Annotated in this window: 23 protein-coding genes; 17 read left to right on the top strand and 6 right to left on the bottom strand. The window is 70.4% G+C overall.

Features of this window, described 5'->3' with window-relative positions; translation table 11 throughout:
- Positions 1-32 precede the first annotated feature (32 nt).
- The 9 genes from OHA77_RS02095 to OHA77_RS02055 are packed head-to-tail and all read left to right on the top strand — an operon-like array spanning position 33 to position 11,242.
- The gene (locus tag OHA77_RS02095) at positions 33-1,286 is read left to right on the top strand and encodes an ATP-grasp domain-containing protein (RefSeq protein ID WP_406315714.1); all 1,254 of its coding nucleotides are present in this window, start codon (positions 33-35) and stop codon (positions 1,284-1,286) included.
- A 27-nt stretch (positions 1,287-1,313) separates the two neighbouring features.
- Positions 1,314-2,546, top strand: coding sequence for an ATP-grasp domain-containing protein (locus tag OHA77_RS02090; protein WP_406315713.1), 1,233 nt, complete (start codon positions 1,314-1,316; stop codon positions 2,544-2,546).
- Positions 2,543-3,532, top strand: coding sequence for an enolase C-terminal domain-like protein (locus tag OHA77_RS02085; protein WP_326822371.1), 990 nt, complete (start codon positions 2,543-2,545; stop codon positions 3,530-3,532). The genes OHA77_RS02090 and OHA77_RS02085 overlap by 4 nt, the downstream gene beginning before the upstream one ends.
- Positions 3,533-3,560: 28 nt before the next feature.
- On the top strand, positions 3,561-5,549 hold the full coding sequence (locus OHA77_RS02080) for a prolyl oligopeptidase family serine peptidase (protein ID WP_406315711.1): 1,989 nt from the start codon (positions 3,561-3,563) through the stop codon (positions 5,547-5,549).
- Positions 5,540-6,688: a fatty acid desaturase gene (locus tag OHA77_RS02075; protein WP_406315709.1), complete on the top strand. Its 1,149-nt coding sequence runs from the start codon at positions 5,540-5,542 to the stop codon at positions 6,686-6,688. The genes OHA77_RS02080 and OHA77_RS02075 overlap by 10 nt, the downstream gene beginning before the upstream one ends.
- Positions 6,685-7,644, top strand: coding sequence for a proline dehydrogenase family protein (locus tag OHA77_RS02070; protein ID WP_406315707.1), 960 nt, complete (start codon positions 6,685-6,687; stop codon positions 7,642-7,644). The genes OHA77_RS02075 and OHA77_RS02070 overlap by 4 nt, the downstream gene beginning before the upstream one ends.
- Positions 7,645-7,654: 10 nt before the next feature.
- A complete protein-coding gene (locus tag OHA77_RS02065) occupies positions 7,655-8,776 on the top strand; it encodes an aminotransferase class V-fold PLP-dependent enzyme (RefSeq protein ID WP_406315705.1) in 1,122 nt (373 codons plus the stop codon).
- Positions 8,773-10,020, top strand: a complete 1,248-nt coding sequence (locus OHA77_RS02060) for an MFS transporter (protein ID WP_326822376.1) — start codon at positions 8,773-8,775, stop codon at positions 10,018-10,020. Before OHA77_RS02065 ends, OHA77_RS02060 begins: the two co-directional genes overlap by 4 nt.
- The gene (locus OHA77_RS02055; protein ID WP_406315703.1) at positions 10,013-11,242 is read left to right on the top strand and encodes an acetyl-CoA carboxylase biotin carboxylase subunit family protein; all 1,230 of its coding nucleotides are present in this window, start codon (positions 10,013-10,015) and stop codon (positions 11,240-11,242) included. Before OHA77_RS02060 ends, OHA77_RS02055 begins: the two co-directional genes overlap by 8 nt.
- A 177-nt stretch (positions 11,243-11,419) precedes the next feature.
- Here the strand turns inward: OHA77_RS02055 and OHA77_RS02050 are convergent, their stop codons facing one another.
- Positions 11,420-12,007, bottom strand: coding sequence for a TetR/AcrR family transcriptional regulator (locus tag OHA77_RS02050; protein ID WP_406315702.1), 588 nt, complete (start codon positions 12,005-12,007; stop codon positions 11,420-11,422).
- 98 nt (positions 12,008-12,105) lie between these two features.
- Between OHA77_RS02050 and OHA77_RS02045 the strand changes: the two genes are divergently transcribed.
- A complete protein-coding gene (locus tag OHA77_RS02045) occupies positions 12,106-12,981 on the top strand; it encodes an NmrA/HSCARG family protein (RefSeq protein ID WP_406315700.1) in 876 nt (291 codons plus the stop codon).
- A 7-nt stretch (positions 12,982-12,988) separates the two neighbouring features.
- Here OHA77_RS02045 and OHA77_RS02040 read toward each other — a convergent pair whose 3' ends face one another.
- Positions 12,989-14,146 (bottom strand): mandelate racemase/muconate lactonizing enzyme family protein, encoded by a 1,158-nt coding sequence (locus tag OHA77_RS02040; RefSeq protein WP_406315698.1) that lies wholly within the window; start codon positions 14,144-14,146, stop codon positions 12,989-12,991.
- Positions 14,143-15,204: a LacI family DNA-binding transcriptional regulator gene (locus tag OHA77_RS02035; RefSeq protein ID WP_406315696.1), complete on the bottom strand. Its 1,062-nt coding sequence runs from the start codon at positions 15,202-15,204 to the stop codon at positions 14,143-14,145. Before OHA77_RS02035 ends, OHA77_RS02040 begins: the two co-directional genes overlap by 4 nt.
- Positions 15,205-15,346: 142 nt before the next feature.
- Between OHA77_RS02035 and OHA77_RS02030 the strand changes: the two genes are divergently transcribed.
- The 3 genes from OHA77_RS02030 (at position 15,347) to OHA77_RS02020 (ending at position 18,308) form a co-directional block, all read left to right on the top strand.
- Positions 15,347-16,162: an ABC transporter permease gene (locus tag OHA77_RS02030; protein ID WP_326822382.1), complete on the top strand. Its 816-nt coding sequence runs from the start codon at positions 15,347-15,349 to the stop codon at positions 16,160-16,162.
- Positions 16,163-16,201: 39 nt separating this feature from the next.
- Positions 16,202-17,215 carry an ABC transporter substrate-binding protein gene (locus OHA77_RS02025; protein WP_406315695.1) on the top strand — a complete coding sequence of 338 codons (1,014 nt, stop codon included), beginning with the start codon at positions 16,202-16,204 and terminating at the stop codon, positions 17,213-17,215.
- Positions 17,216-17,489: 274 nt separating this feature from the next.
- Positions 17,490-18,308, top strand: coding sequence for an ABC transporter ATP-binding protein (locus tag OHA77_RS02020; RefSeq protein ID WP_326822384.1), 819 nt, complete (start codon positions 17,490-17,492; stop codon positions 18,306-18,308).
- Between the two features lie 72 nt (positions 18,309-18,380).
- On the opposite strand, the gene OHA77_RS02015 is transcribed toward OHA77_RS02020, so the two are convergent.
- Positions 18,381-19,304 (bottom strand): hypothetical protein, encoded by a 924-nt coding sequence (locus tag OHA77_RS02015; protein WP_406315693.1) that lies wholly within the window; start codon positions 19,302-19,304, stop codon positions 18,381-18,383.
- 67 nt (positions 19,305-19,371) lie between these two features.
- Positions 19,372-19,923 (bottom strand): peroxidase-related enzyme, encoded by a 552-nt coding sequence (locus OHA77_RS02010; protein ID WP_326822386.1) that lies wholly within the window; start codon positions 19,921-19,923, stop codon positions 19,372-19,374.
- Positions 19,924-20,039: 116 nt separating this feature from the next.
- Here OHA77_RS02010 and OHA77_RS02005 point away from each other — a divergent pair, with 116 nt between their 5' ends.
- Genes OHA77_RS02005 through OHA77_RS01990 form a run of 4 tightly spaced genes read left to right on the top strand, consistent with a single transcriptional unit; the run spans position 20,040 to position 24,707 of the window.
- Positions 20,040-21,218, top strand: coding sequence for an LLM class flavin-dependent oxidoreductase (locus OHA77_RS02005; protein ID WP_406315691.1), 1,179 nt, complete (start codon positions 20,040-20,042; stop codon positions 21,216-21,218).
- Positions 21,215-22,543 carry an NtaA/DmoA family FMN-dependent monooxygenase gene (locus OHA77_RS02000; protein WP_406315689.1) on the top strand — a complete coding sequence of 443 codons (1,329 nt, stop codon included), beginning with the start codon at positions 21,215-21,217 and terminating at the stop codon, positions 22,541-22,543. The genes OHA77_RS02005 and OHA77_RS02000 overlap by 4 nt, the downstream gene beginning before the upstream one ends.
- Positions 22,540-23,598 carry an LLM class flavin-dependent oxidoreductase gene (locus OHA77_RS01995; RefSeq protein ID WP_406315687.1) on the top strand — a complete coding sequence of 353 codons (1,059 nt, stop codon included), beginning with the start codon at positions 22,540-22,542 and terminating at the stop codon, positions 23,596-23,598. The genes OHA77_RS02000 and OHA77_RS01995 overlap by 4 nt, the downstream gene beginning before the upstream one ends.
- Positions 23,595-24,707, top strand: coding sequence for an LLM class flavin-dependent oxidoreductase (locus OHA77_RS01990; protein WP_406315685.1), 1,113 nt, complete (start codon positions 23,595-23,597; stop codon positions 24,705-24,707). Before OHA77_RS01995 ends, OHA77_RS01990 begins: the two co-directional genes overlap by 4 nt.
- Here OHA77_RS01990 and OHA77_RS01985 read toward each other — a convergent pair.
- Positions 24,671-25,303 (bottom strand): TetR/AcrR family transcriptional regulator, encoded by a 633-nt coding sequence (locus OHA77_RS01985; protein WP_406315684.1) that lies wholly within the window; start codon positions 25,301-25,303, stop codon positions 24,671-24,673. The two genes, OHA77_RS01990 and OHA77_RS01985, sit on opposite strands and share 37 nt — an antisense overlap.
- Between the last annotated feature and the right edge of the window lie 27 nt (positions 25,304-25,330).

Below are 25,330 nucleotides of genomic sequence, written 5' to 3'. Positions count from 1 at the left end.
CCGCACCCACCCACCACCGGGAGATCCCTGACATGACTGGACAATCGCGCCCCGTCGCCGTGATCGTCGACGGCTACACCACAGGCAACTTCCTGCCACCCGCGTTCGCGGGCATCGGTGCGGACGTGGTGCACGTGCAGAGCAGCCGCGACCTGATGACCTCCATGACATTGCCCGACCTGACGGCCTACCGGGCCAACATCGTGTGCGACACCCCCGAGGAGGCGGCGCGGGCGCTGGCCGAGTTCTCGCCTGTGGCCGTGGTGACCGGGCAGGAGCCGGGTGTCGAGTGGACGGACCGGCTCAACGAACTGCTCGGCCTGCCCGGCAACGCCAGTGCCACGTGGCGGGCCCGCCGCGACAAGTACGAGATGATCGAGGCGCTGCGCCGGGCGGGCGTGCGCTGCGCCGAGCAGTTCAAGAGCTCGGACCCCGAGGAGATCGTCGCCTGGGCCGAGCGACGGGACGAGTACCCGGTGGTCGTGAAGCCGCTCGCGTCGGCGGCGACCGACGGCGTCGCCGTGTGCGTCTCGGCCGACGAGGTCCGCAAGGCGGCGGAGGTCGTGCTCGGCGCGAGCGACATCTTCGAGACCCGCAACCGCGAGGTGCTGGTGCAGTCCTACCTCGCGGGCCACGAGTACACGGTCGACATGGTCACCGTGGACGGGAAGCGTTACACCAACGGCGTTTCGCGCTACCGCAAGCGGTTGCGGGGCACGCACAACATCTACGACCGCGAGGACCTGCTCGACCCGGCTTCGCCCGAGGTCGCGGCACTGGTCGAGTACACATCGTCGGCGCTCGACGCGCTCGGCGTGTGCTCCGGGCCGACCCACGCCGAAGTGATCATCACTCCGGTCGGGCCGGCCCTGGTCGAGGTCGGGGCGCGGCTCAGCGGCAGCCTCGCGCGGGAGTTCCAGGACGCCTGCGTGGGCACCAACCAGGCCCACCTGACCGCGCTCGCCGCCGTCCGGCCCCAGGAGTTCCTCGACGAGTACGCGGGCAAGGTGTTCACGCGGCACAAGTTCGGCGCTCTGGTGATCACGGCGACCGAGCTCGACGGGATCGTGGAGGACATCGACCCCGACGCGCTGGCCGAGCTGGAAGCGCTGCCGTCGCTGACCAACCTGCGGATCAAGATCAAGCCCGGTGGCCGGATCAAGCCGACGGTCGACCTCTACACCAGCACCCTCGGCGTGCACTTGGCCACCGACTCGGCCGAACAGCTCGAACGCGACTACGAGCGCGTGCAGCAGTTGAAGGACGCCGTCTTCCGGCTGCGCTGAGCCGGCCACACCCGCGAGGAAACGAGCATGACAACCAGCCCCGAAACCCGTCGCCTGCTACTGGTCGGCGGCGGCGGAGACATGACGCTCAGCGTCGACGTCGCCGTGGCGGCGCTGCGCCAGGCCGCCACCCGCGGCCTGACCACGCATGTCACCAATCTGGCGGACACGCTGGCCGCGACACCCGCGGTCACCGCGGCGGCCGACGCCGTGACCGCCGTCGACCACACCGATCCCGGTGCGGTCGCGGCGTGGGCGGTGGCGGACGGAGGGTTCGACGTCGTGTTCGGCGTCCGGGAGATGGCCCAGGTCGCCGTCGCCGAGACGGCGCGGGCACTGGGCCTGCCGGGCAACGATCCGGACGCCGTCCGGCGCGTGCGGAGCAAGGACGCGTGCCGTGCCGCACTCGCCGAGGCCGGGTTCGTCCAGCCACTGGTCCGGCTCTGCGCGGGACTCGCCGACGCGGCCGAGTTCGTTGCGACGGTCGCCGGACCGTGGGTGGTCAAGCCCAGGGACGGTTCGGGCAGCGAGGGCGTCCGGCTGGTGGCGGACCCGTCCGAGCTCGCCGACGCCGTCGCCGCGCTCCCGAACCAGGACGAGTTCCTGGTCGAGGAGTTCGTCGTCGGCGCCGAGTACAGTGTCGAGGGCGTGTTCCTCGGCGGTGAGCCGCGGGTCTTGGCCGTGACGGCCAAGGAGAAGCTCCCGCCACCGTACTTCGTGGAGATCGGGCACGTGCTGCCCGCGGACCTGCCGAGCGCGGACGGGGAACGGATCGAGGCGCAGGTGCTCGCCGCGTTGCGGGCACTCGGCCTGACCCACGGGCTGTTCCACGTCGAGCTGTGGCTCACCGACCGCGGCATCGTCCTCGGCGAGGTGCACGCCCGCATCGGTGGCGGCTGGATCCACCGCATGCTCGAACACACCCTCCCCGGCATCGAGCTGTACGGCTTGGCGTACGACGACGCGCTCGGCGCAGGTGCCGCGCCCGCGTCCTTCACCACGACCGGCGCGGCGGCGTCCCGCTACTTCGCGCCGCCTCCGGGGCGGATCACGACCATCACCGGGTGGGAGGCCGTCCGCGACCACCCCGCCGTTCTGTACGCCGAGCTCGCCGTCGGGGAAGGCGATGTCGTGCGGCCGTTCAGCTCGGGTGAGGACCGGGTCGGCGCGGTCGTCGTCAGCGCCGAGACGCCCGCCGCGGCCCGCAGGCTCGCCGGCGAACTGGTGGATTCCGTGAAGTTCGAGGTGGAATCGGCATGAGCGACGACGCCGGCCTGTCGATCAGCGTGACGGTGGATCCGTTGCCGCTGCGGCGGTCCTTCGAGATCTCGCACATGACGATCGAGTCCGTCGACATCGTGGGCCTCACGGTCTCCGGTGGTGGCGAGTCCGGGTACGGCGAGATCGCCGCCGATCTCGGCTACGGACAGGACGCCCGGCTCATCGCGAAGGAGGCCGCCGCGCTCGCCGCAGCCGTCGACGCGCACGGCCCGAGGGATACCGAGGAGCTGTGCGCGGCGTTGCTGGGGGCCGGCGGGCAGGCCTCGGGGCCTGCCCGGATGCTCGTGGAGATGGCGTTCCTCGACCGTGCCGCGAAACGGGCGGGCGTACCGGTGTGGCGGCTGATCGGCCTGCCCGAACCCGGTGAGGTCCGGCTGCTGCACACCGTGCCGATCGGCGAGGAGATCCCGGCGACCGTGCGGCCGGTGAAGATCAAGCTCGGTGGCCGTGACGACGACGAGGTGCTCGCCCGGCTGGTCGGGGTGCCGGGACCGGTGATCCTCGACGTCAACTGCGGCTGGGACGCGGACGACTGGCGGCGGCTGCGCGGGCTCATCGCCGCCATCGCGCCCGCGGTGCTGGAGGACCCGATGCGCGACCGGAGCCTGCTCGGCGAGATCCGCGCCGCGCTGCCGGACACCGCTGTGATCCTGGACGAGGGCGTCAACACCCCAGCCGACGTCGCGGCGGCGGTCGCGGTCTCCGACGGCGCCAACACCAAGCTCATGCGGCTCGGCGGACTGCTGCCCGGCCGTGAGGTGCTGACCGATCTCGCCGAGCGGGGCGCGACCCGGATGCTCGGCTGCTTCCTCGAACCGCCGCGGGCCATCGCCTACTCCGCCCAGATCGCGGGCCTGTGCGACTGGACCGACCTGGACGGGCACTTCTGGCTCGTGGACACCGAACCGGTGATGTCCTACCGCCTCGACAGCTCGGCGCCCGGTGTGCCGAGAATCGCCTCCTGACCTTGCCGTGAAAGGGAAACCGCCGCCGATGAACGTGAGCACGACGCCTTACGGGGCATGGCTCTCGCCGGTCGACGCCGACTCGGTGGCGGTCGGCGAGGCCCTGATGGAATGGGTCGGTTTCGCCGGTCCGGAGGTCTGGTGGACCGAGGTCCGCCCGGAGGACGGCGGCCGCAACGCGTTGATGCGGCACACCGCGAGCGGTCCGGTCGACGCGCTGCCCGGTTGGGACGTGCGCACCAGGGTGATCGAGTACGGCGGGCGGCCGTGGACCGCCCTGCCTGGGTCCACTGTGGACATCGTGTTCTCGTCGTATGCGGACGGGCGCGCGTACCGCTGGCGGGAGGGCGCGGAGCCCGTGCCGCTCAGCCCGGCGGGCGGCGACGTGTCGGTGCGCCACGCGGACTTCTCCGTGCGTGGCGACGAGGTGTTCTGCCTGCGGGAGACGGTGTTCGACGCCGCCGCGACCAAGGTGAACCGGCATCTCGTCGCGCTGCCGCTCGACGGGAGCGCGGCCGACGACCCCGGCCGGGTGCGCGTGCTCGCGGCGTCGCACGACTTCATGACCGGGCCCCGCGTCTCGCCGGCGGGCGACCGCGTGGCGTGGCTCGGCTGGGACCATCCCGCGATGCCGTGGGACGGCACCGAACTGCTGGTCGCCGAGGTCTCGGCGGACGGTACCCTCGGCGCGCCCGCCGTGGTGCTCGGCGGACCGGCGGAGTCGGTGACCCAGGCCGACTGGACGCATGACGGCCGGTCGCTGCTCGCCCTCACCGACCGCACCGGCTGGTGGAACCTTCACCGGGTCGACACCGCCGGGACCGTGACGGCGCTGTGCGAGCGCGACGAGGAGTTCGGCGAGGCGTTGTGGCGGATCGGCCTGCGCTGGGCGTTGCCGCTCGCGGACTCCTCGACCGCGGTCTTCCACGGCACGAGCGGGCGCACGCTCGGCGTGCTCGGCACCGACGGCGTGCTCCGCGATGTGGCCGGCCCGTACACCGAATGGTTCTACCCGGCCACCGACGGCACGCGCGTCGCCGTCGTCGCGGCCGGGCCGCACCACCGGCGGGCGGTGCTGCTGATCGATCTCGCCACGGGCGCGCACGAGGTGCTGCGCCAGGTGGCGGGCACGCACGACGAGTACTTCTCGGTTCCGGTGCACCGCACCGACACCGGGCCGGACGGCGCCGCGGTCCACTCGCACCTGTACCCGCCCGCGAATCCCGGTCACACGGGACCGGACGGCGAACTGCCGCCGTATGTGGTGTTCGTGCACGGCGGACCGACGAGCCGCAGCCACTGCGTCCGCAACACCGAGATCGCATACTTCACCAGCCGCGGCATCGGCGTGGTGGACGTGCAGTACCGCGGTTCGACCGGCTTCGGCCGCGTGTACCGCGAAGGACTGCGTGGGAACTGGGGCCTGGTGGACGTCGCCGACTGCGCGGCGGTCGCCCGCGCGCTCGTCGCGGACCGTGTCACGACAGCGGACCGGATCGCGATCCGAGGGGGGAGCGCGGGTGGCTGGACCGCCGCCGTCTCGTTGACCAGCGAACCCGAGCTCTACCGCGCCGCGGCGATCTACTACCCGGTGCTCGACCTTGAGGGCTGGCGCACCCGCGGCACCCACGACTTCGAGTCGCGCTACCTCGACGGCCTGGTCGGGCCGTGGCCGCAACGACGCGCCGACTACCGCGACCGCTCGCCCGTGCACCACGTGGAACGGATAACGGCGGAACTCCTGTTGTTCCAAGGACTTGATGACACGGTGTGCCCGCCCGCGCAGGCGGAGGTGTTGCTCGCCGGTCTCGCGGACAGCGCGGTCCCCCACGAGTACCTGACTTTTCCCGGCGAAGGACACGGGTTCCGCCGGGCGGCCACGATCGCCGCATGCCTGCGGGCGGAACTGCGGCTCTACGGCCGTGCCCTGGGGTTCACACCCGCGGCGAGTACTGATGCCGGACCCGCGAGGAGCAGGGCCGGTTGTCCTGGGGAGGGAACGAAACGATGGCTTTAGCGGAACCTGTCGCCGATCCGGACGACACGGCCGACAGAAGGTTCGACGAACTGACCTTCGACCGATTAACCCCGGAGGTCCGCCGCGGCCTCAAGGAGCTCTGCGTCACGGACAACTGGCACGGACTCCTCGCGGTGGCCTTCGAGTTCACCCTCATCGCCTTCGCCGTCTTCCTGTGCGTCGGCGTCTCGTGGTGGTTCTTCCCGCTCTCGGCGTTGCTGATCGGGACCACCCACCGCTTCCTGGCCCACCTGCTGCACGAGTCGTCGCACAAGACCCTCGCCCGGAACCCCGTCGTCAACTTCCTCGGCGGCACCGTCCTCAGCGGATACCTGACGTTCCAGTTGCAGGGGCCGTACCGCAACACCCACGTCGGCCTGCACCACCGCAGCCTGGGTGACCCCGACGTGGACCCGGACTACAAGTTCCACATCGAGTGCGGTCTGTACGACCCTGGCCGGTCAAGCCGGGCGCTGGTGCTGCGCGAGGTCGTGTTCTCGATCATCGGCCTGCGGGTCTTCTCCTACCTCAAGTACCTGATCAGGGAACGGTTCCACGTCGACCGGGACATCCCGCAGATATCGGCGCCGGTGCCGATCGGGGCCGAGCGGCTGATCATGGGCGTCGAGTGGGCGCTCGTCATCGGCGGCTGCGCGTACTTCGGCGTGCTCCCCGAACTGCTGCTGTTCTGGTTCGTGCCGATGTGCACGACCAGCGTGGCCATCGGCTGGATCTCGGAGTTGGCCGAGCACTACCCGATGCCCGAGGGGGAGACCAAGCGCGTCCTGCTCACCCGCAACCGGCACGGCAGGCTGTGGGAGCGGTTCCTCATCAGCAGGCACAACGACCGGTTCCACCTGGTGCACCACCTGAACACCGGTGTGCCGTTCTGGAACCTCCGGCGGGCGCACGAGGTGCTGCTCAACGATCCCGGCTACGCGCTGTGGGACGGCCTGTGGGCAGGCGTGTTCACCCGGCCACGGCACCGTGACGGCAAGGAGACCGTGATCAGCTACGCGGTCAAGTACCGGCAGTGGCGGCAGAGCGGCGGCGACCCGGCGGCGGTGCCGAGCTTCGCCACGTTAATGATGATCACGGCAGGCACGCCTGCCGCCACGACAGGGGAGAAGACGGGATGACGCAGTCCACCGCGGATTTCGAAGGGGCGGGTCGGAGCCTACGCGCGTTCGCCGCGAATCCCGCGCTGCGCACCGCGTTCGGGCCGCCCGACTCGTCGCTGCGCACCCTGTTCGGGCCCGCGGCGCGGCGGTTCGTCGCGGCCGCGACCGAGGACGAGGTGGTCGACCGCATCGCCACCCTGACCGGCAAGGGCTACCGGGTGTCCGTGGAGGCGGTGGGTGAGGAGATCACCGATCCCGCCGAGATCGAGGCCGTCGTGACCGGGTACGTCTCATTGCTGCGCCGCGTGCCGGTCCCGGTACAGCTCGGGTTCGACCTCTCGGCGGTCGGCCTGCTCCGGTCCGCCGGGCAGGCGCTGGACAACACCACCCGCATCCTGGAGGTCGCCGCGGAGCACGACTCGGCCGTGGTGATCAGCATGGAGCGCGCGGAGTTCGTGGACGACATCCTCGGCGTGTTCGGCAAGCTCGCCGGACACCACGGCAACGTCGGCGTCACCGTCCAAGCGCACCTGCACCGCACAGCCGACGACCTGCCCGCCATCGCCGCGACCGGTGCGAAAGTCCGGCTGGTCAAGGGGGTCTACGCCGAGCCCGCCGACGTCGCGCTGCCCCGTGGACCCGAGCTCGACGCGCGGTACCTCGACCTGGCCGCGCGCTTCGCCGACGCGGGCACCCGGCTCGCGCTGGCGACGCACGACGCCGCGTTGCTCGACCGCGCGCGGACCGGGGGACTGCTCGGCCGGGTGGACGAGATCGAGATGCTGCACGGGGTTCAGCCCGAGCTGCTGCGGGCACACCGGGAGGGCGGCCTGGCCTGCCGGGTCTACCTGACGTACGGGGACAACTGGTGGTTGCACCTGCTGCACCGCATCGCCGAGCACCCGCCGACCGTCATCACCGCGCTCGCCGACCTGGCCGACCCCGATCGGGTCGTCTTCGGCGCGCAGTACTGAAGGGCACGACATGATCCACTTGAACACCGCAGGCGCTGGGCTCATGCCCGACGTGGTGGCGAACGCGATGCTCGACTGCCTGCACAGGGAGGTGGAGTACGGCGCGTATGAGACCGAGCTCCACTACGAAAAGATCCTTCAGCAGGAGGTCTACAAGCGGATCGCGGCCCTGGTCGGCGCGCCGGCCGACGACGTCGCCTTCTTCGACAGCGCGACGCGCGCGTGGGTTCGAGTGGTGTCGAGGCTGGACCTCAAGCCGGGTGACAAGGTCTGGGTGAGCCCGTACGAGTACGCGGGCAACCTGATCTCGCTGCTGGCGTTGCGCGAGCGGACCGGATGCGTGATCGAGACCATCCCCACCACCACGACCGGCGACCTCGACCTGGAGTGGATGAGCGCGCACGTCAACGGTGACGTCGCGTTCGTCTCGATCACCCACATCCCGTCCGGCTGCGGCATCGTGAACCCGGTCGCCGAGATCGGCCGGATCCTCGCGGGGCACCGCGCGTTCTACGCGGTCGACGCCTGCCAGTCGGTGGGCCAGGTGCCGATCGACGTCGCCGCGTTCGGCTGCGCCCTGCTCACCGGCGCGGGCCGCAAGTTCCTGAGAGGGGCGCGCGGAACCGGATTCGCCTATGTGGCGCCGGAACTGCGCGCCGCGTTGCAGGTGGAGACGTACGACTTGCACGTCGCCCGGGCCGACTCGCCGACCTCGTACGTGGTGGAGGACGACAGCGCCCGGTCGCTCGAACTCGCCGAGCGGACCACCGCCGCCGTGCTCGGCTTCAACGCGGCGCTCGACTATATGTCCACAGTGGATGCTTACGGGAACCGCGAGGTGTACCAGGCGTTGCGCGGCATGCTGGCCGAGCTGCCGGTGGAGATGATCGAGCCCGGCACCGTGCACTCGGGCATCGCGTCGTTCCGGCACGCGACCGTCTCCGCCGAGCGGATCCGCGACGGACTGGCCGAGCGCGGCATCAACGGCTGGAAGATCCATGGCGACCACACCCCGATCTACATGGGCGAACGCGGCATCGACACAGCCGTCCGGCTGTCCGTGCACTACTACAACACCCTCGACGAGGTGGCCGCGGCAGGCCGGGCGCTCGCCGAAATCCTCGGCGCGTGAGCAGGTCGGCGCGCGTTCTCACCCGGTCGTTCACCGAAGGCCTGGTCCCTCGGACCAGGACCGGACGGATGCTGACGTTCTGCGCCGGGACCGACTCGTTGACCATCGGCCTGTTCCTGGCCGTGCCGACGCTGTACTTCGTGCCCCAGCTGGGCATCTCGGCGGTCACCGTCGGGCTGGCGCTCTCGGTCGCGAACATCGCCGGGCTCATCTCTCCGCTGCCGTTCGGCAGCCTCGCGGACCGCTACGGCGCGAAACGCGTCTACGTCGGGCTGATGGCGGTGCGCGCGGCCGGGTTCGTCAGCTACGTCTTCGTCACCGAGGTGGTCGGCTACCTGGTGGTCACCACAGTGATCGCGGGGGCGACCCGAGCGTGCCTGCCGTTGCTCCAGGTGGTGGCCGGGGAGGTGGTGGACGACGACGCCCGCACCCGGACGATGGCGTCCTTGCGCGCGTTCAACAACATCGGCCTCACCGGCGGGTTCCTGGTCACCGGGCTCGCCCAGCTCTCCGGCGTCCGGCTGGGGTTCCAGACGGCGTTCGTCCTCGCGGCGATGGCCCTGCTCGCCGCGGCGTCGATGATGGTGCTGATCGGTCGGACGGCCGTCGCGCGGCCGAAGTCGGTGGCGGTGGACGAGCCCGCCGCCCGGACGCCGTTCCGCGACGTCAGGTTCCTCGTCTTCACCGCCGCGAACTCCGTGATGATGATGCACGACGCGGTCCTGTTCATCCTGCTGCCGCTGTGGCTCGCCCGCGAGGGACTGCCCGGCGTGGTCAGCCCACTGCTGCTCGCGGTCAACACCGTGCTGACCGTGCTGTTGCAGATCATGTTGTCCCGCAACTTCAAGGGCGTCGCGCAGGCCGCGCGGATGCTGCGCCGGAGCTGCGCCGTGCTGCTGCTGGCGTGCGCGTTGTTCATGGTCGCCGAAAACCTCGGCGGGGCGCTCGCGCTGGTCGTCATCGCGGTGGTCGCCATGACGGTGGGCGAGAACCTGCACGCGATCGCGGCCTGGGAGATGTCGTTCGCCATGTCGCCACCCGGCGCCCGCGGCCGGTATCTCTCGCTGTTCGGCGCGGGAACCGGGACCGAGCTGGTGTTCGGTCCGGTGCTCGTGACGGCGGTGATCCTGCCTGCCACGACCCTCGGCTGGATCCTGCTGGCGGTGTTGTTCACCGCCGCGACGGCACTCATGGTCTCGGCGGTCCGGCCGCTGGCGTTACGAGAGGGAGCAACCCATGTCTGAGCACGTCCTGCTGTTCGGCAGCGGCCCCAGAATCGACTACGGCTCGTTGCTGCGCGCCCATTCAGGTGTGCGGACCAGCCTGATGTGCCGCATCGAGTACATGACGAAGGTCATGGCCCCGGAGGGGCACCAGCGCGTCCTGAGCGTGCACAAGGACGCGCCGATCAGCGAGGTCGTCGCACTGGCCCGCGCGATCCACGCCGAGGATCCCGTCACCCGCGTCGCCGCGTTCTGGGAGCTCGACCAGGACCGCGCCGCCGCGGTGGGTGAGGCACTCGGCCTGCCGACGCACAGTCCGGACACCGTGCGGGTGGTGAACGACAAGGACGCCATGCGCGAACGCCTGCAGACCTCCGGCGTCGACGAAACCGCCGCCGCCCTGGTGCGTTCCGCCGCTGACATCACCGCGTTCGGTGCTGCTCATGGCTATCCCGTCGTGGTCAAACCGGTCGCGGCGTCAGGCAGCTGCGGTGTCGGCGTGGTCCGTTCGGCTGAGGAAGCCGAAGCGGCCTACGCTGCCGCGATCGGCGACTTCCTGGGCGTTACCCGGGCAGAGGTGATGGTCGAGCAGTTCCACACCGGCCCGCAGTACAGCGTCGAGGCCTTCAGCGCCGACGGCACGCACGTCGTCGTTGCCGTGACGAAGAAATACTCCGATCCGCACACGCTGGTCGAGCTCGGCCACGTCTGCCCGGCGGAGCTCGACCCGGCCGACCGGGCGGTGATCGATGGCTACATCGGTGACGTGCTGAAGGTCCTCGGTGTCGGCTTCGGACCGACCCACAACGAAATCGTGCTGACCGCCACGGGGCCGCGGATCATCGAGACTCACCTGCGGATCGGCGGCGACTTCATCTTCGAGCTCGTCCGCGAGGCCACCGGGGTCGACTTGATCGACCTGCAGGTCCGGCAGGCGTTGGGTGAACCCGTGCTGGAGGGGGTGCGCGCAACCCTGGCCGCTCAGCGAGCTCCTCGCCATGAGGCGATCTGGTACGCGCCGCCCGCCACCGGCACTCTCCTGGGGATGACGGCACCTGAGTCGGTGACCATGCTGCACGAGCCTGGTACCGATCTGACGGACCTGGCAGGCTCGTGGTCCCGGCTGGCGAAGGCCCGTGCGCATGGCGCCACCGCGGAGGAAGCCGTTGCGGCGGCGCAGGACGCGATTCGTTCCGCCACGTTCGACATCCGAGTGACGCCGGACGTGCCGCCGACGGTGTGACCACCGGGCCTGGTCCGCACCTCGGGAGGCTGCGTCGCCGGCAGCCTCCCGACGCCGAGCAGGCTCCGCGGCTGTATCGATCGAGTCGTCCTCGACCTGCGATCCTGCCGGCAGGCGAGGCCGGGTGCCGTCCGCTGCGGCCGATGGCACGGGCTCGCACGAGAGATCCAAGCGCCGTCAGCCGGAGGCGACGGGAAGGCACATTCCTTGGATGCCGAAGGACAGCAGGCGCTCGGCCTGTGCGGGCGATGTCTGTTCCCCGGCCCATGCGACCGCGTTGATCAGGGCGTACAGGTCTGCGGCGGTGGCGTCGCCGCGGACGGTTCCAGCGGCCTGCGCACGGTTGAGGAGTCGCTCGCCGCCGGTGAGTACCGCTTGACAGGCGGCATGCAGCTGCGAGGTTTCGTCTTCGATGCTGCGCATCATCGAGATGGCCAGCCCTCGGTACACCATGGCGTGCGCCACCACCGCTCGCGTCCAGATGATCAAAGCCTCGTGCGCGGACGGGTGATCGAGGAGATCGCGGGCCGAGCCGGACAGCGTCTGCATCCGGCTGCGCAGCAACGCCTCCAAAAGAGCCTGCCGGGTGGGGAAGTGGCTGTAGAGCGTGCCGTTCGCCACCCCGGCGCGCCGGGCGATCTCCTCCAGCGAGGCTTCGACGCCGTGTTCGGCGAACACCGTCGCCGCTTCGGAGAGCAGGCGTTCGTAGTTGCGGCGCGCGTCCGCGCGCATCCTGCGCTGCGGCGCCGGGCCGGTGGTCGTCATGGGCACTCCCCGGGTTGCCAAGTTGAGACTGTCTCAATATATTTCTTGAGACAGTCTCAGTTTACTGTCTTCCTGCTCGCCCCATCGAAAGGGCCCCTGTGAACACTGCCGTCAAGCCCATCCTCGTGACCGGTGTGACCGGACGCCAAGGCGGGGCCGTCGCCGCCCAGCTCCTGGCCGCCGGCTGGCCGGTGCGCGCCCTCGTTCGCGATCCGGCCGCACCGGTCGCCCAGATGCTCAAAGCGCAGGGCGCTGAGCTGCGTGTCGGAGACCTTGACGATCCCGGCTCGCTCGCAGCGGCCGCGGCCGGCGCCTACGGCGTCTTCGGCGTCACACCCGACGACGCCGACTTCGCACGCGAGATCCGCCGTGGCCGTAACCTCGCTGACGCCGCAGCGGCGGCGGGAACCTCCCACTTCGTGTTCACCTCGGTCGGCGGCGCCGACCGAAGCGCCGGGATCGGCTACTGGGAGAGCAAATGGCAGATCGAGCAGCACATACGTGCGCTCGGCCTGCCCGCGACGATCCTGCGGCCAGTCCGTTTCATGGAAAATCACACCATTCCCGACCTGCCCTTCGGTGGCATCGTCAACGGCGAGCTCACCCACCTGTTCCATCCGGAAACCCCGGTACAACTCATCGCCGTCACCGACATCGGCGCCTTCGCCCGCCTCGCCTTCACCCGGCCACAGGACTATCTCGGCCAGGCGATCGAGCTCGCCGGCGACGAACTGACCCCCAGCCGGGCGGTGGAGCTCATCAGCCGCAGCCTCGGCCACGAGGTCACCTACCGGCAGGTCGGCAGCCTCGGACTGGGCCAGGAGACCGAGCGTGCTTTCGCGTCCGAGCACGGTCTGTGGCAAGCCGACATCGCGGCTCTGCGTGAACGCCATCCTGGCCTGCTGGACTTCCGGACATGGCTGCAACGCGGCGGCGCCGAGCAGATCCAGGCGCTGTTCGCCGGGACTCACTAGCGCGAGGTCAGGGGCGTGCCACCAGGACGTCGACCGCCAGGTCGCGGACCACGCTTTCGTCGACCTCGACGCCGAGCCCCGGCCCGGTGGGGACGTGGGCCACCCCATCTGTGATCTTCACCGTCGTGCCGGTGGCGTAGGGCGAGGAGATGAACTGCCTGCCGTTGAGGTCGACCGGTCCGGTGATACCGTGCGCCGCGAACAGGTGCAGGGACGCGGCCAGTCCGAGATCGGAGTCGGTCAGCCCCGAGCCCATCAGCCGGACGCCGCAGTCCTCGGCCAGCTGGCACAGGCGCCGCGACAGGGTGAGGCCACCGGTCCGCTGGACCTTGGCGATCGCCACGTCGACCGCGCCGAGCCGTACCAGGGTCGCCAGATCGGTGGGGTGCCGCAGGCTCTCGTCGAGGGCCACGGGCAGGGGCGAGGAGTCGCGCATCCGCCGCAGACCGGCCAGGTCGTTGGCGGGGAGCGGCTGCTCGAACGCGGTCACCCCGAGGTCGAGCAGCCTAGCGGCCAGCCGGAGGGCGATGTCGCAGGTGTAGGCCTGGTTGGCGTCCACCCAGAGTGGCGCGTCCGGCGCGGCGTCGCGTACGGCGGCCACCACCGCGAGGTCGTCCTCCTCCGAGTGGAGCCCGATCTTGACCTTGAACGCGCGGTAACCCGCGTCCCTGCCCTCGGCGACGCACTCGGCGACCTCCTCGGCCGTCTGCCCCGACACGATCCAGGCGAGCTGGACCTCCTCGCTGCGGCGCTGCCCCCACAGCACGCCGACGGGCACGCCGGCGGCACGGCCCAGCAGGTCGTGCAGGGCCACGTCGACCGCGCACTTGGCCAGGGGAGCGCCGATCGACAGGCCCCGGTTGATCGCGCGGTCGAACGCCGTGGTGACGGCGTCGAGGTTCCAGACCGGCCTGCCGATGATCGCGGGCGCCAGGTAGCGGTCGATGGTGGTGACGATCGACTCGGCTGTCTCGTAGGTCCAGGCGGGGACCGGGGTGGCCTCGCCCCAGCCGTGGACGCCGTCGGCGCTCACCTTGACCAGGACGCGGATGCTGGGCTGTCCCGCGACGGCGACCGATCCGCCGGAGACGCCGAAGGAACGCAGGGTCGGCAGTGCGACGGCGTAGGTCTCCACCCGGTCGATGGAGAGTCCGGCCAGAGTCACGATGGGATCCTTTCGGCAGGCGTCGTTCCGGCTGGGGCCGAGGTGCTCGCTCGCAGCACGACCACACCCGGGACGCGTTCGATGCGGCTGCGCCCGGCCGTGGCGGGCCGCAGGGCCAGTGCCATGACGCGCTTCCCCAGATCCTCCAGAGGCAGCGCCACGGTGGTCAGCGGCGGTGTCAAATCGCCGACCACGGGAATGTCGTCGAATCCGGCGAGGGAGACGTCGGTGGGCACGGCCAGCCCGTGGTCCCGGAAGGCGGCGAGCGCGCCGACCGCCATGATGTCGGTCGAGGCGAAGACGCAGGTGGCGCGCAGCCCCCGGGAGATCAGTTCGGTGGCGGCCTGGTAACCGCCGTCGCGGCTGAAGACGCCCTCCACGATCTGGTCCGGGTCGAGCGTGATCCCCGCCTGGGCGAGCGCGTCCCGGAAGCCGTTGAGCCGGTCCAGCACGGTGGTGAGCGTGGGCGGTCCGGTGAGCACGGCGAAGCGACGGTGGCCGAGGTCGAGCAGCACCTTGGCGAGAGCGGAGGCCCCGGCGCGGTTCTCGGGCAGGACCGAGTCGATGCGGAGGCCCTGGTGGCGGCTGACCGCGGCGATCCTCGCCCCCGCGGCGCTGCACCGGGCCAGTTCCTCCCGCATCGTCTCCTGCCAGGCGCGGTCCTCGAACCCCGAGCCGATCAGCAGGATCGCCCGCACCCGCTGGCCGCGCATCATGGAGATGTAGGAGAGCTCCCGGGCCGGGTCGCGGAAGGTGCTGCCCATGATGACCTGGAGGTCGTGTTCGGCGGCGGCGCGCATGACCCCCCGGGCGATCCCGGCGAAGTAGGGGTCGCTGACGTCATGGCAGATGACGCCCACCGTCTGGCTGGAGGCGCGGGCGAGCGCCTGCGCGTGGGCGTTGGGGGTGTAGGCGAGCTGCCCGGCGGCGGCCAGGACGCGCTCCCTGAGGTCGGCGCGTACACGGGTGGTGCCGTTCAGCGCGCGGGAGGCGGTAGCGGGCGACACCCCTGCGACCTGCGCTACGTCGCTGAGGGTAATCTGCGGGTGTTCATCCACGCCGTTCCCTCACCTCCTCTTGACCCATTTGTGAGACGGCCCTACCGTACACCGGAAAGCGCTTTCGGATAGCGCTTTCCGATCACTGAGAAAGCGCTTGCGTAAGGGCCCGCCCAAACGCGAGTGGAAGGAGGGGCTCCCCATGAGCATGAACCTCGGCGGATCCGAGGGTCGGCTGCTCGCCGTGCTCGAACAGAGCTGGCGCCCGGTCGCGCTCCTCGTCGCCTGTTTTGCGGCATGGTGGGCGGTCACCTTCGCTCAGCTGGTGCCGTCCTACCTCGTCCCCTCGCCGGGGACGACCCTGAGTGTGATGGCCGACAAGTGGCCCTACCTCTGGCAGCACACCTGGGTCACCACCTACGAGACCGTCATCGGCTTCGTCATCGCCGTGGTCGTCGGTGTGCTGGCCGCCGTCATCATGGTCTACTCCACGACGGTGGAGAAGACGCTCTACCCCGTCCTGCTCTTCGCCCAGGTCGTCCCCAAGATCGCAATCGCTCCGCTGTTCGTGGTCTGGCTCGGCTTCGGCCTGACCCCCAAGGTCGTCGTCGCGGTCCTGATCGCCTTCTTCCCCGTCGTGATCTCCATGGTGACCGGCCTGAAGTCGGTCGACCCGGAGATGCTCCAACTCGCCTCCACCATGGGCGCGAGCCCGCTCAAGACCTTTGCCAAGATCCGCTTTCCCGCATCCCTTCCCCACTTGTTCTCCGGGCTGAAGGTGGCCGTCACCCTCGCGGTGACCGGTGCCGTCGTCGGGGAGTTCGTCGGTGCGAACGAGGGTCTGGGCTTCGTGATCCTGCAGGCCAACGGCAACCTCGACACTCCCATGCTGTTCGCCGGGCTGCTGGTCATGTCGCTGATCGGTGTCGTGCTGTTCGTTCTCGTCGAGGTCGCCGAGCGGCTGATGCTGCCCTGGCACGCCAGCCGGCGAGGCGAGGCAGTGACCACCACCCTCTGAAGACGAGCCAGTGACCATCACCCAAGGAAGGGTAATCCCGTGAAATCTCGGATCCTCATCGTCGCCCTGATGCCCGCCATCCTCGTCGCGGCCTGCAGCAGCGGAGGCGGCACGACCACCAGCGCCTCGGGCAAGCAGCTCGACCAGGTGACCCTCACACTCAACTGGTACCCCTACGGCGAGCACGCCCCGTTCTATCTCGGCAAGAAGCAGGCCGTCTTCGAGAAGCACGGCATCGATCTGAAGATCCAGGCCGGTCAGGGCTCCCAGAAGACCGTTCAGGCCACCGGAGGCGGGCAGACCGACTTCGGCTGGGCCGACACCCCGGCACTGCTGGCGGCCGTCGGACAGGGAGTCCCGGTCAAGAGCCTCGGCGTCTACCTGCAGACCACGCCCGCCTCGGTCCAGTTCTTCGACGAGAAGAACATCACCAAGCCGGCCGACCTCAAGGGCAAGAAGATCGCCGGCACGGCCGGTGACGCCCTGTCCAAGACGTTCCCCACCTTCCTCAAGGCGAACGGCCTGGCCGAGACCGACGTGCAGATGCAGAACACCGACCCGGCGGGCAAGATCGCCGCGGTGATCTCGGGGCAGGCGGACGCCCTGCTGGGCTACGCCTCCGACCAGGGGCCGACGATGCAGGAGAAGGCCGGCAAGAAGGTCTCCTACCTGCGCTTCTCCGAGTTCGGCCTCAACTTCTACAGCAACGGCCTGCTGACCTCCACCAAGACGCTGGAGAGCAAGGCCGACCTGGTCAAGCGCATGGTCGCGGCGACCAGCGAGGCCTGGGCCGCCGCGGAGAAGGACCCGCAGGCCGCCGTGGACTCGATGGCCGGGGCCTCCGAGCAGCTTCCCAGCCCGCAGGTGCTGCTCGACCAGTTCAAGACCACGGTCACGGTGCTGCACACGGACGCGACCAAGGGCATGGCACCGGGGGTCAACACCGCCGCCGACTGGCAGGCGACGATCGACACCTTCGCCAAGGCCGGTGTGATCACCAAGGCCGAGGCGCCGGCCACCTACTGGGACGAGAGCGTCGCTCCGAAGGGTTGACCTCCTCCCCTCCCCGAGGGGAGGGAATTCCCACGGTCACCCGTGAGGTTTCCTGCTTCACCGCCGGTCGCCCGCCCGGAAGGATCTCCGTTGAGGTCTTACACCAGCTCCACAGGCGTTTCACCTCTCCGCAGGCCCTGCGGCGAGGGTATCGCCGATCATGCAAGCAGTGGCTTGGTTATCACCACCGCCGAACACGTTACCGAATCGCGCGCTGCCGCGCTGCGTTTCTTCCCCGCTTGAAGGCGGGGGTATCCACGCTTAAGGAGATTCGATGAAGGGCAACCTGGAGGCCGAGCGCACGCCCGGCAGCGCGGCCACGGTCGCGGCGGTGGAACTCGACGCCGTCGCGGTCCGGTTCCGGGCCAAGAAGAAGGAGGTGACCGCGCTGCACGACGTCTCCCTGAGCGTCGCCCCCGGCGAGTTCGTCTCGATCGTCGGCCCTTCGGGTTGCGGCAAGTCGACCCTGCTCAAGCTGGTCTCGGGACTCCTCAAGCCGTCGGCGGGCGCCGTGCGGCTGTTCGGGGAGACGGTCGGCGGCACCAGGCGCGACATCGGATACGTGTTCCAGCGCGCGGCGCTGCTGGAGTGGCGGTCCGCCCGCCGCAACATCCTGCTCCAGGCGGAGATGCGTGGGATGCCCGCCGCCGAAGCCGGGAAGCGGACGGACGAGCTCATCGAGATGACAGGGCTCAGCGGCTTCGAGGACGCGCTGCCGCACGAGCTGTCGGGTGGCATGCAGCAGCGGGTGGCCCTGTGCCGGGCGCTGCTGCACCGTCCGCCGGTCCTGCTGATGGACGAGCCGTTCGGCGCGCTCGACGCGCTCACCCGTGAGCAGATGAACGTCGAGCTGCACAGGATCTGGCGGGAGACCGGCACGACCGTGCTCCTGGTCACCCACTCCATCGCCGAGTCGGTCTACCTGGCCAACCGGGTCCTGGTGATGACCGCGAGGCCGGGCACCGTCGCCGAGGTCATCGACGTCGACCTGCCCGACTCCCGCGACTACACCGAGACGATGGCCCAGCCCCGGTTCGCCGAGGCGACGGCGCGGATCCGCGATCTGCTCGGTGCCGCCACGGCGGCGGAGTAGCCGTCCCGCCCGTGCCCGGTCGGGGCCGCCGGAAGGCGCTCCTGACCGGGTCGGCAGACCGCCTGCCCGGCGTCACCGGGCCCCGCTGAGATAGACCTCCCCGGCCAGCTTGGTCACCTGTCCCGTGGAGCGCTGCCAGGTGGTCCCGGCGGGGTGGGCGGTGAGCAGGACCATGATCCACCGTTCCTTCGGGCCGACGAGCCCGGTGGTGTGCAGTACCGGGTGCCCGAAGTCGGGGACCGGGCCGGCGGCGGACCCCGCGGCTGTGACCGTGGTCGCGGCCCGGGCCGGCGCCGCGGTGCCCGCCGCCGGGGCCTGCCCGGGGGCGGGAGCTGGCGTGGAGCCGTGCGTGGCGGTGGGCTGGCACCGGACTGAGGGCGTCTCGCCGTACCCCGACCAGCCTTGTTTGACCGCCCACGGCCGGGCGACCCCGCGTGGGATGCCGAAATACTGGTCGAAGCCGTCGGAGCCGCACTGTCCGGCCTTGCGCAGGTGGCCCAGGATGAGGCTGCTGACCTTCGGGTCGGCCTGGTCGAGCAGGTAGCGGTAGGTCCGGACGACGTCCAGCGCGCTGAGCGAGGTGTAGCCCCAGAACCCGGGCAGGTCGGCGGGCGGGGGAGCGGTGTCGGTCAGCCGCAGCCGCCGCGCCATCCGCTCGATGATCTTTCCTTGGCCGCCCCGGGTCCAGAACGAGGTCGCCGCGTCGTCGTCGCTGACCCGCAGCATGGACGTGAGCAGGGCGAGATCCTTCCTGGGGACGCTGCTGTGCGACTCCAGGTAGTCGATCGCGATCATGATCTTCACCACCGACGCGGACCGGAACCTCCGGTGCACGTTGCGGTATGAGGTGACCTTGCCCGTCTGCCGATCGAAGACCGCGTAGGCGGCGGTCATCCCGGCCGGGACCTGTGGCCGGGATGGAGCGGCGGCGGACGCCGGGCCGGTGGCCGCCAGGAGCGGAAGGGCTGTTGCGAGAAGTGCCAGGAAACGGGTCACCCGCAAATGCCTACCAGATCCCGGCGGCGGACGCAGGACGGCGGAACCGCCGGCAGGGCGGGACCGCTCAGCCGGCGGGAGGTTCGGCGGCCAGGTAACCCTGGGCCACGATGAAATCGGCCATCGCCTTGTAGGCGGTGGGCTCATCGGGGGTGAGTGCGGCCAGCCCGTCGACATAGCGGTTGTACATGCAGAACGCGGCCGCGATCAGTACGGTGTCGTGGATCTCCACGTCCGTGGCGCCCGTCTTCCGGGCGGCCTGGACATGGTCCGGGGTGACCTCGAGGCCGCCCCGCTGGACGGCGCCGGCGATGTCCAGCAGCGCCTTCATCTTGTCGGAGACGGGGGAGTCGTCCGGGTCGTCGGTGACCTGGCGGACGAGGTCCATGCCGCCGGGAAGCTGCGCTGCGGCGAACGCCGCGTGCGAGCGGCTGCAGAACGCGCAGTCGTTCAGCGAGGACACGTACGTCGCGATCAGTTCGCGTTCGCCCCGGGACAGAGAATGTTCGCCACGGAGCAGCACCTCGGCGAGCTGGCTCATGGGAAGGGCGGTCTGCGGCCGGTAGTTGAACAGCCCGCGGATCCCGGGGGCATCGGTGGGCAGGTCGATGTGCGGCATGGGCACTCCTGTCGATCGGCTCATACGCAGCCTGATCGAGAGAGCTCCCGTGGTCAATCCTCAATAAATCCAACTAAACCTGTAGGAATTTTGGGTTTTAATGTTATCTTCGGAACATGTCGGCAGCTCATCTTCATCTCGCCGTCGCACTCGACGGCGCCGGATGGCACCCGGCGGCCTGGCGTGACCCCGCCGCCGCTCCGAAAGACCTGTTCACCGCCGCCTACTGGGCCGCTCTCGTGGCCGAGGCCGAGCACGGCCTGCTCGACTTCGTCACCATCGAAGACTCGCTGGGCCCGCAGACCACACATCTGGACGGTCCCGACGGCCGTACCGACCAGGTGCGGGGGCGCTTCGACGCGGTCCTCGTGGCATCGAGGGTCGCTCCGCTGACCCGGAGGATCGGCCTGGTGCCCACGGCCGTCGTCACTCACACCGAGCCCTTCCACCTCGCGAGTGCCGTGTCCACCCTCGACTACGTCAGCGCCGGCCGGGCCGGATGGCGTGTGCAGGTGTCCGGGCGGCGCACCGAGGCCGCCCACTTCGGCCGTCGCGACATCCCCGAACTCCGGCCGGAGCACATCGGAGCCGCCGAACCGCCCCCCGTGTTCCGGGAGCTGTTCGACGAGGCGGCCGACGCCGTCGAGGTGGTCCGCCGTCTCTGGGACAGCTGGGAGGACGACGCGGAGATCCGCGACGTGGCCACCGGCCGCTTCATCGACCGCGACAGGCTGCACTACATCGACTTCGAGGGTGCCCACTTCAGCGTCAGAGGACCCTCGATCGTCCCCCGGCCCCCTCAGGGGCAGCCGCTGGTCACCGCGCTGGCCCACTCCCGCCTGCCGTACGAGTTCGCCGCGCGCAGCGCCGACGTCGTCTACGTCACGCCGCACGACGCCGAGCAGGCACGCGCCGTCGTGGCGGAGGTCCGCGGACTCGGCGCCGAAACGCTGAAGATCTTCGCCGACCTGGTCGTCTTCGTGGGGGAGGACGCCCGGAACCGCAGGGCCCGGCTCGACGAGCTCGACGGCGCCGCGTACACCTCCGACGCGGCGATCTTCACCGGCACGCCCGGTGAGCTCGCCGACCTGCTGCTGGACTGGCGGCGGGCGGGGCTGGACGGTTTCCGGCTGCGCCCCGCCGTACTGCCGACCGATCTTTCCGCGATCACCCGGGGACTGGTCCCGGAGTTGCAGCGGCGTGACGCCTTCCGCAGGGCGTACCGGGCGAGCACGCTCCGCGGCCATCTCGGGCTGCCCCGTCCCGCCAGCCGCTACGTGGGGAGCCGACGTTGAAGCAGGTCATTCTCGCCGCCCACTTCCCGGGCGTGAACAACCAGACCGTCTGGAGCGACCCCGCCTCGGGCAGCCAGATCGACTTCGCCTCCTTCACCCACCTCGCCCGTACGGCCGAGCGCGGCAGGTTCGACTTCTTCTTCCTCGCCGACGGCCAGCGGCTGCGCGAGCAGCGCGGCAGGATCCACGACCTCGACGTGGTGGGCCGCCCCGACTCGCTCACCGTGCTGTCCGGCCTGGCCGCGGTCACCACCCACCTGGGACTGGCCGCGACGGTCAACGCCACCTTCAACGAGCCCTACGACCTCGCCCGCAGGATCGCCACCCTCGACCACCTGTCCGGCGGCCGGGCCGGATGGAACGTCGTCACCTCCTCCGACGCGTTCACCGGGGAGAACTTCCGCCGGGGCGGCTACCTGGACCACTCCCAGCGCTACGAGCGCGCCGAGGAGTTCGTGCGGACCACCCGCGAGCTGTGGGACTCCTGGGCCGCCGAGGACCTCGTCGCCGATCCCGCGACCGGCACGTTTGCCACCCGGGAGGCCGGCGCGTTCGCCCACCGGGGCACCCACTTCGACATCGGCGGCCGTTTCACCGTGCCCCGCAGCCCGCAGCGCCACCCGCTGACCATCCAGGCCGGCGACTCCGACGGGGGCCGGGAGTTCGCGGCCGCCACCGCCGACGCCATCTTCTCCCGACACGGCAGGCCGGCGGAGGGACAGGCCTTCTACCGCGACATCGCCGCCAGGGTCGCCGCGCACGGCAGGGCACCCGGCTCACTGAAGATCCTTCCCGGGGCCACGTTCGCGCTCGGTGACACCGACGCCGAGGCCCAGGAGCACGCCGACCACATCCGCCGCCAGCAGGTCAGCCCGCAGACCGCGATCCTGCTGCTGGAACAGCTCTGGAACCGCGACCTGTCGGCCTACGATCCCGAGGGCCCGCTGCCGGAGATCGATCCGGACGTCTCGGAGGACCGGTCCATCATCAAGGGCCGCGCCGGGATGTACCGGGACCGGCTGAAGACGGCGGCGGAGTGGCGGGCCCTGGCGGAGCAGAAGCGGCTCGGCATCCGTGACCTGATCATCGAGGTCACCGGCAGGCAGTCCTTCATCGGCTCGCCCGCGCGGGTCGCCGAGGAGATCAACGAGTCCGTGCAGTCCGACGCGGCCGACGGTTTCATCCTGGTGCCGCACCTGACGCCCACCGGGCTGGACGAGTTCGTCGACAAGGTCGTCCCACTACTGCAGGAGCGCGGTGTCTTCCGCACCGAGTACGGAACGACCACGCTCCGCGGCCATCTCGGGCTGGAGAACAACGGATGAAATTCCTTGCCATCACTCTGATCGTGCACGGACCGGATCCGATCACCGGGGAGCCGAAGTCCACCAACGCCCGCCTGCGCGAGGTGGTGGAGAACGCCGTCCTCGCCGAGGAGCTCGGGTTCGACGGCTTCGGCGTGGGGGAGCGGCACGAGCGCCCGTTCATCTCCTCCTCCCCGCCGGTGGTGCTGAGCCACATCGCCGCGAAGACGTCGACCATCAAGCTGTTCACCGCGGTCACCACGCTGAGCCTGCTCGACCCGGTCCGGGCCTTCGAGGACTACTCCACTCTCGACCACCTCTCCGACGGCCGCCTGGAATTGATCATCGGCAAGGGGAACGGCGCCGCCCAGGCCCAGCTCTTCCACGTGACCGCCGAGGACCAGTGGGACCGCAACCGTGAGAGCTACGAGCTGTTCCGCCGCCTGTGGCGTGAGGACAAGGTGACCTGGTCCGGCAGGTTCCGGCCGTCCCTGAAAGAGGCGGAGACCTGGCCGCGCCCGTTGCAGCAGCCGGTCCGCGTCTGGCACGGCAGCGCCACCAGCAGGGAGTCGGTGGACCTCGCCGCCCAGTACGGTGACCCGCTCTTCTCCGCCAACGTCACCAACCCGATCGAGCCCTACGCCGAGCTGATCCGCTACTACCGGGAACGCTGGGAGTTTCACGGCCACGATCCGGCCGACGCCCTCGTCGGTGCGGGCAGCGCGGGCTACTACGCCACCAGGAACTCCCAGGAGGCGATCGAGACCTATCGGCCGATCTTCGACGCCCGGCTGGCGCTGTTCAAGAAGGTCGGCGTGAACCCGGTCTTCCACACGCTGGAGGACGCCATCGAGCGCAGCTCGATCCTGGTCGGCAGCCCTCAGCAGATCATCGACAAGGTCCACCGCTACCACGCGGAGTTCGGACACGAGGTCATGCACGTCCACGCCGACGCGGACGGCCTGACCGACAAGCAGCACCGGGGCGCACTCGAACTCTTCCAGAGCGAGATCGCGCCCGTGCTGCGCAAGGAGATCCCCAGCAGGCCGTTCCCCCAGTACGCGAGGCAGCCATGACCTCCCTGTCGATTCTCGACCTGTCCCCCGTCCCCTCCGGCGGCACCACCGGAGACGCGCTGCGCAACACCCTGGACCTGGCCAGGCGCGCCGAGGAGTTCGGCTACCGCCGCTACTGGCTGGCCGAGCACCATTTCGCGCCCGGCGTCGCCAGTGCCGCCCCCGCCGTCCTCATCGCCCTGATCGCCGCGGCGACCAGCACGATCAGAGTCGGTTCCGGTGCCGTACAGCTCGGCCATCAGACGGCCCTGGCCGTGGTCGAGCAGTTCGGCCTGATCGACGCGCTGTATCCGGGCCGGATCGACCTCGGACTGGGCCGGTCCGGCCAGCGCAGGAGCGAACTCGCGACGGAGGTCCCGCCGCCACCCCAGCCCGCCAGGGTCGTGGACGGGCTGCTCATCCCGGAGGCCTTCTCCTTCGCCGCGATCGCCGCCTCACCGCTCTTCGCCCTGTACGGCTCGCTGTTGCAGCAACCGGGCGCGCGGCCCCCCGACTTCGCCGACCAGGTGGACGACATCATCGCGCTGCTCGCCGGGACCTACCGCTCCCCCGAGGGACTGACCGCGCACGCCGTACCGGGGGAGGGGGCGGACCTGGAGCTGTGGGTGCTGGGCAGCAGCGGTGGGCAGAGCGCGCAGGTCGCGGGGGAGCGGGGGCTGCCGTTCGCGGCGAACTACCACGTCAGCCCGTCCACCGTGCTGGAGGCGGCGGACGCCTACCGGGAGGCGTTCAAGCCCTCGGAGACCCTGGTCGCGCCCCGGCTGACCGTCTCCGCCGACGTCGTCGTGGCCGAGGACGACGAAACGGCCCGTGAGCTCGCCTCACCGTACGGGCTGTGGGTGCGCAGCATCCGCACCGGCGCGGGTGCGATCCCGTTCCCGACGCCGGAGGAGGCCGCGGCCCACGAGTGGACCGAGGAGGACCGGGCACTGGTCGCCGACCGGCTGGCGACCCAGTTCGTCGGCTCGCCGCGGACCGTCGCCGGGAAATTACGGGTCCTGCGCGACGCCACCGGCGCCGACGAGCTGCTCGTCACCACCATCACCCACGACCACGCCGACCGGGTCCGCTCCTACGAGCTGCTCGCCCGGGAGTGGGCGACCGGCTGAGAGCCCGTGGTGGCGAAGGTGCGCAGATGGTCCAGGGCGACCTCCAGGGCGACGTCGAGGGCCTGGAGCGATCCGGTGGCCCGGCCCATGGCGACCCCGCCCTGAACCGCGGCCAGGATGGCCATGGCCAGGCGCCGGGGATCGGCTGCGGCGTCAAGGGCGCCGTGGGCCCGCATGAGCTCGATGCCGTGGGCCAGGTATGCCTGCCATCTTTCGAAGAGGTCGCTGATCAGTGCCCTGATCGCCGGGTCGTTTTTCGGGAAGCTGCCGGTCAGCGCAGTCAGCGGGCAGTATTCGATCTTCGCGGCGTAGAGGTCGAGGACCAGTTGCCGCCACTCCTCCCAGGCCTCCCAGCTGTCCAGCTTCTCCAGGAGCGGGCGCTGGTCCTGGAGCACCTGCTCGGCCTGCAGCCGGGCCACCGCGAGGAGGAGCTGCGCCTTGCCCTCGGGGAAGTAGTGGAACAGCTGGCTCTTGCTGGTGCCGGTCGCGGCACGGATGTCGTCCAGGCAGGTCTGGGCCGCACCTTTGACGGAGATCAGCTCCGCGGCCGCGTCGACGATGCGTGCCCGGGTGGCGGCGCCCTTCCTGGTCAGCATGCGGTCATTCTACGTCTATGGACCGTC

The sequence above is a fragment of the Streptosporangium sp. NBC_01639 genome (assembly GCF_045209755.1).
Taxonomy (GTDB): Bacteria; Actinomycetota; Actinomycetes; order Streptosporangiales; family Streptosporangiaceae; genus Streptosporangium.
Note: the sequence above shows the minus strand (reverse complement) of the source record. Positions and strands in the feature narration are given on the sequence as shown.

Coding starts and splice junctions, on each gene's coding strand:
- OHA77_RS02095 (WP_406315714.1), top strand. CDS start 33: ATGACTGGACAATCGCGCCCCGTCGCCGTGATCGTCGACGGCTACACC.
- OHA77_RS02065 (WP_406315705.1), top strand. CDS start 7,655: ATGATCCACTTGAACACCGCAGGCGCTGGGCTCATGCCCGACGTGGTG.
- OHA77_RS02055 (WP_406315703.1), top strand. CDS start 10,013: ATGTCTGAGCACGTCCTGCTGTTCGGCAGCGGCCCCAGAATCGACTAC.
- OHA77_RS02005 (WP_406315691.1), top strand. CDS start 20,040: ATGTCGGCAGCTCATCTTCATCTCGCCGTCGCACTCGACGGCGCCGGA.
- OHA77_RS02085 (WP_326822371.1), top strand. CDS start 2,543: ATGAGCGACGACGCCGGCCTGTCGATCAGCGTGACGGTGGATCCGTTG.
- OHA77_RS02080 (WP_406315711.1), top strand. CDS start 3,561: ATGAACGTGAGCACGACGCCTTACGGGGCATGGCTCTCGCCGGTCGAC.
- OHA77_RS02010 (WP_326822386.1), bottom strand. CDS start 19,923: ATGCCGCACATCGACCTGCCCACCGATGCCCCCGGGATCCGCGGGCTG.
- OHA77_RS01995 (WP_406315687.1), top strand. CDS start 22,540: ATGAAATTCCTTGCCATCACTCTGATCGTGCACGGACCGGATCCGATC.
- OHA77_RS02070 (WP_406315707.1), top strand. CDS start 6,685: ATGACGCAGTCCACCGCGGATTTCGAAGGGGCGGGTCGGAGCCTACGC.
- OHA77_RS02075 (WP_406315709.1), top strand. CDS start 5,540: ATGGCTTTAGCGGAACCTGTCGCCGATCCGGACGACACGGCCGACAGA.
- OHA77_RS02050 (WP_406315702.1), bottom strand. CDS start 12,007: ATGACGACCACCGGCCCGGCGCCGCAGCGCAGGATGCGCGCGGACGCG.
- OHA77_RS02030 (WP_326822382.1), top strand. CDS start 15,347: ATGAGCATGAACCTCGGCGGATCCGAGGGTCGGCTGCTCGCCGTGCTC.
- OHA77_RS01985 (WP_406315684.1), bottom strand. CDS start 25,303: ATGCTGACCAGGAAGGGCGCCGCCACCCGGGCACGCATCGTCGACGCG.
- OHA77_RS02020 (WP_326822384.1), top strand. CDS start 17,490: ATGAAGGGCAACCTGGAGGCCGAGCGCACGCCCGGCAGCGCGGCCACG.
- OHA77_RS01990 (WP_406315685.1), top strand. CDS start 23,595: ATGACCTCCCTGTCGATTCTCGACCTGTCCCCCGTCCCCTCCGGCGGC.
- OHA77_RS02090 (WP_406315713.1), top strand. CDS start 1,314: ATGACAACCAGCCCCGAAACCCGTCGCCTGCTACTGGTCGGCGGCGGC.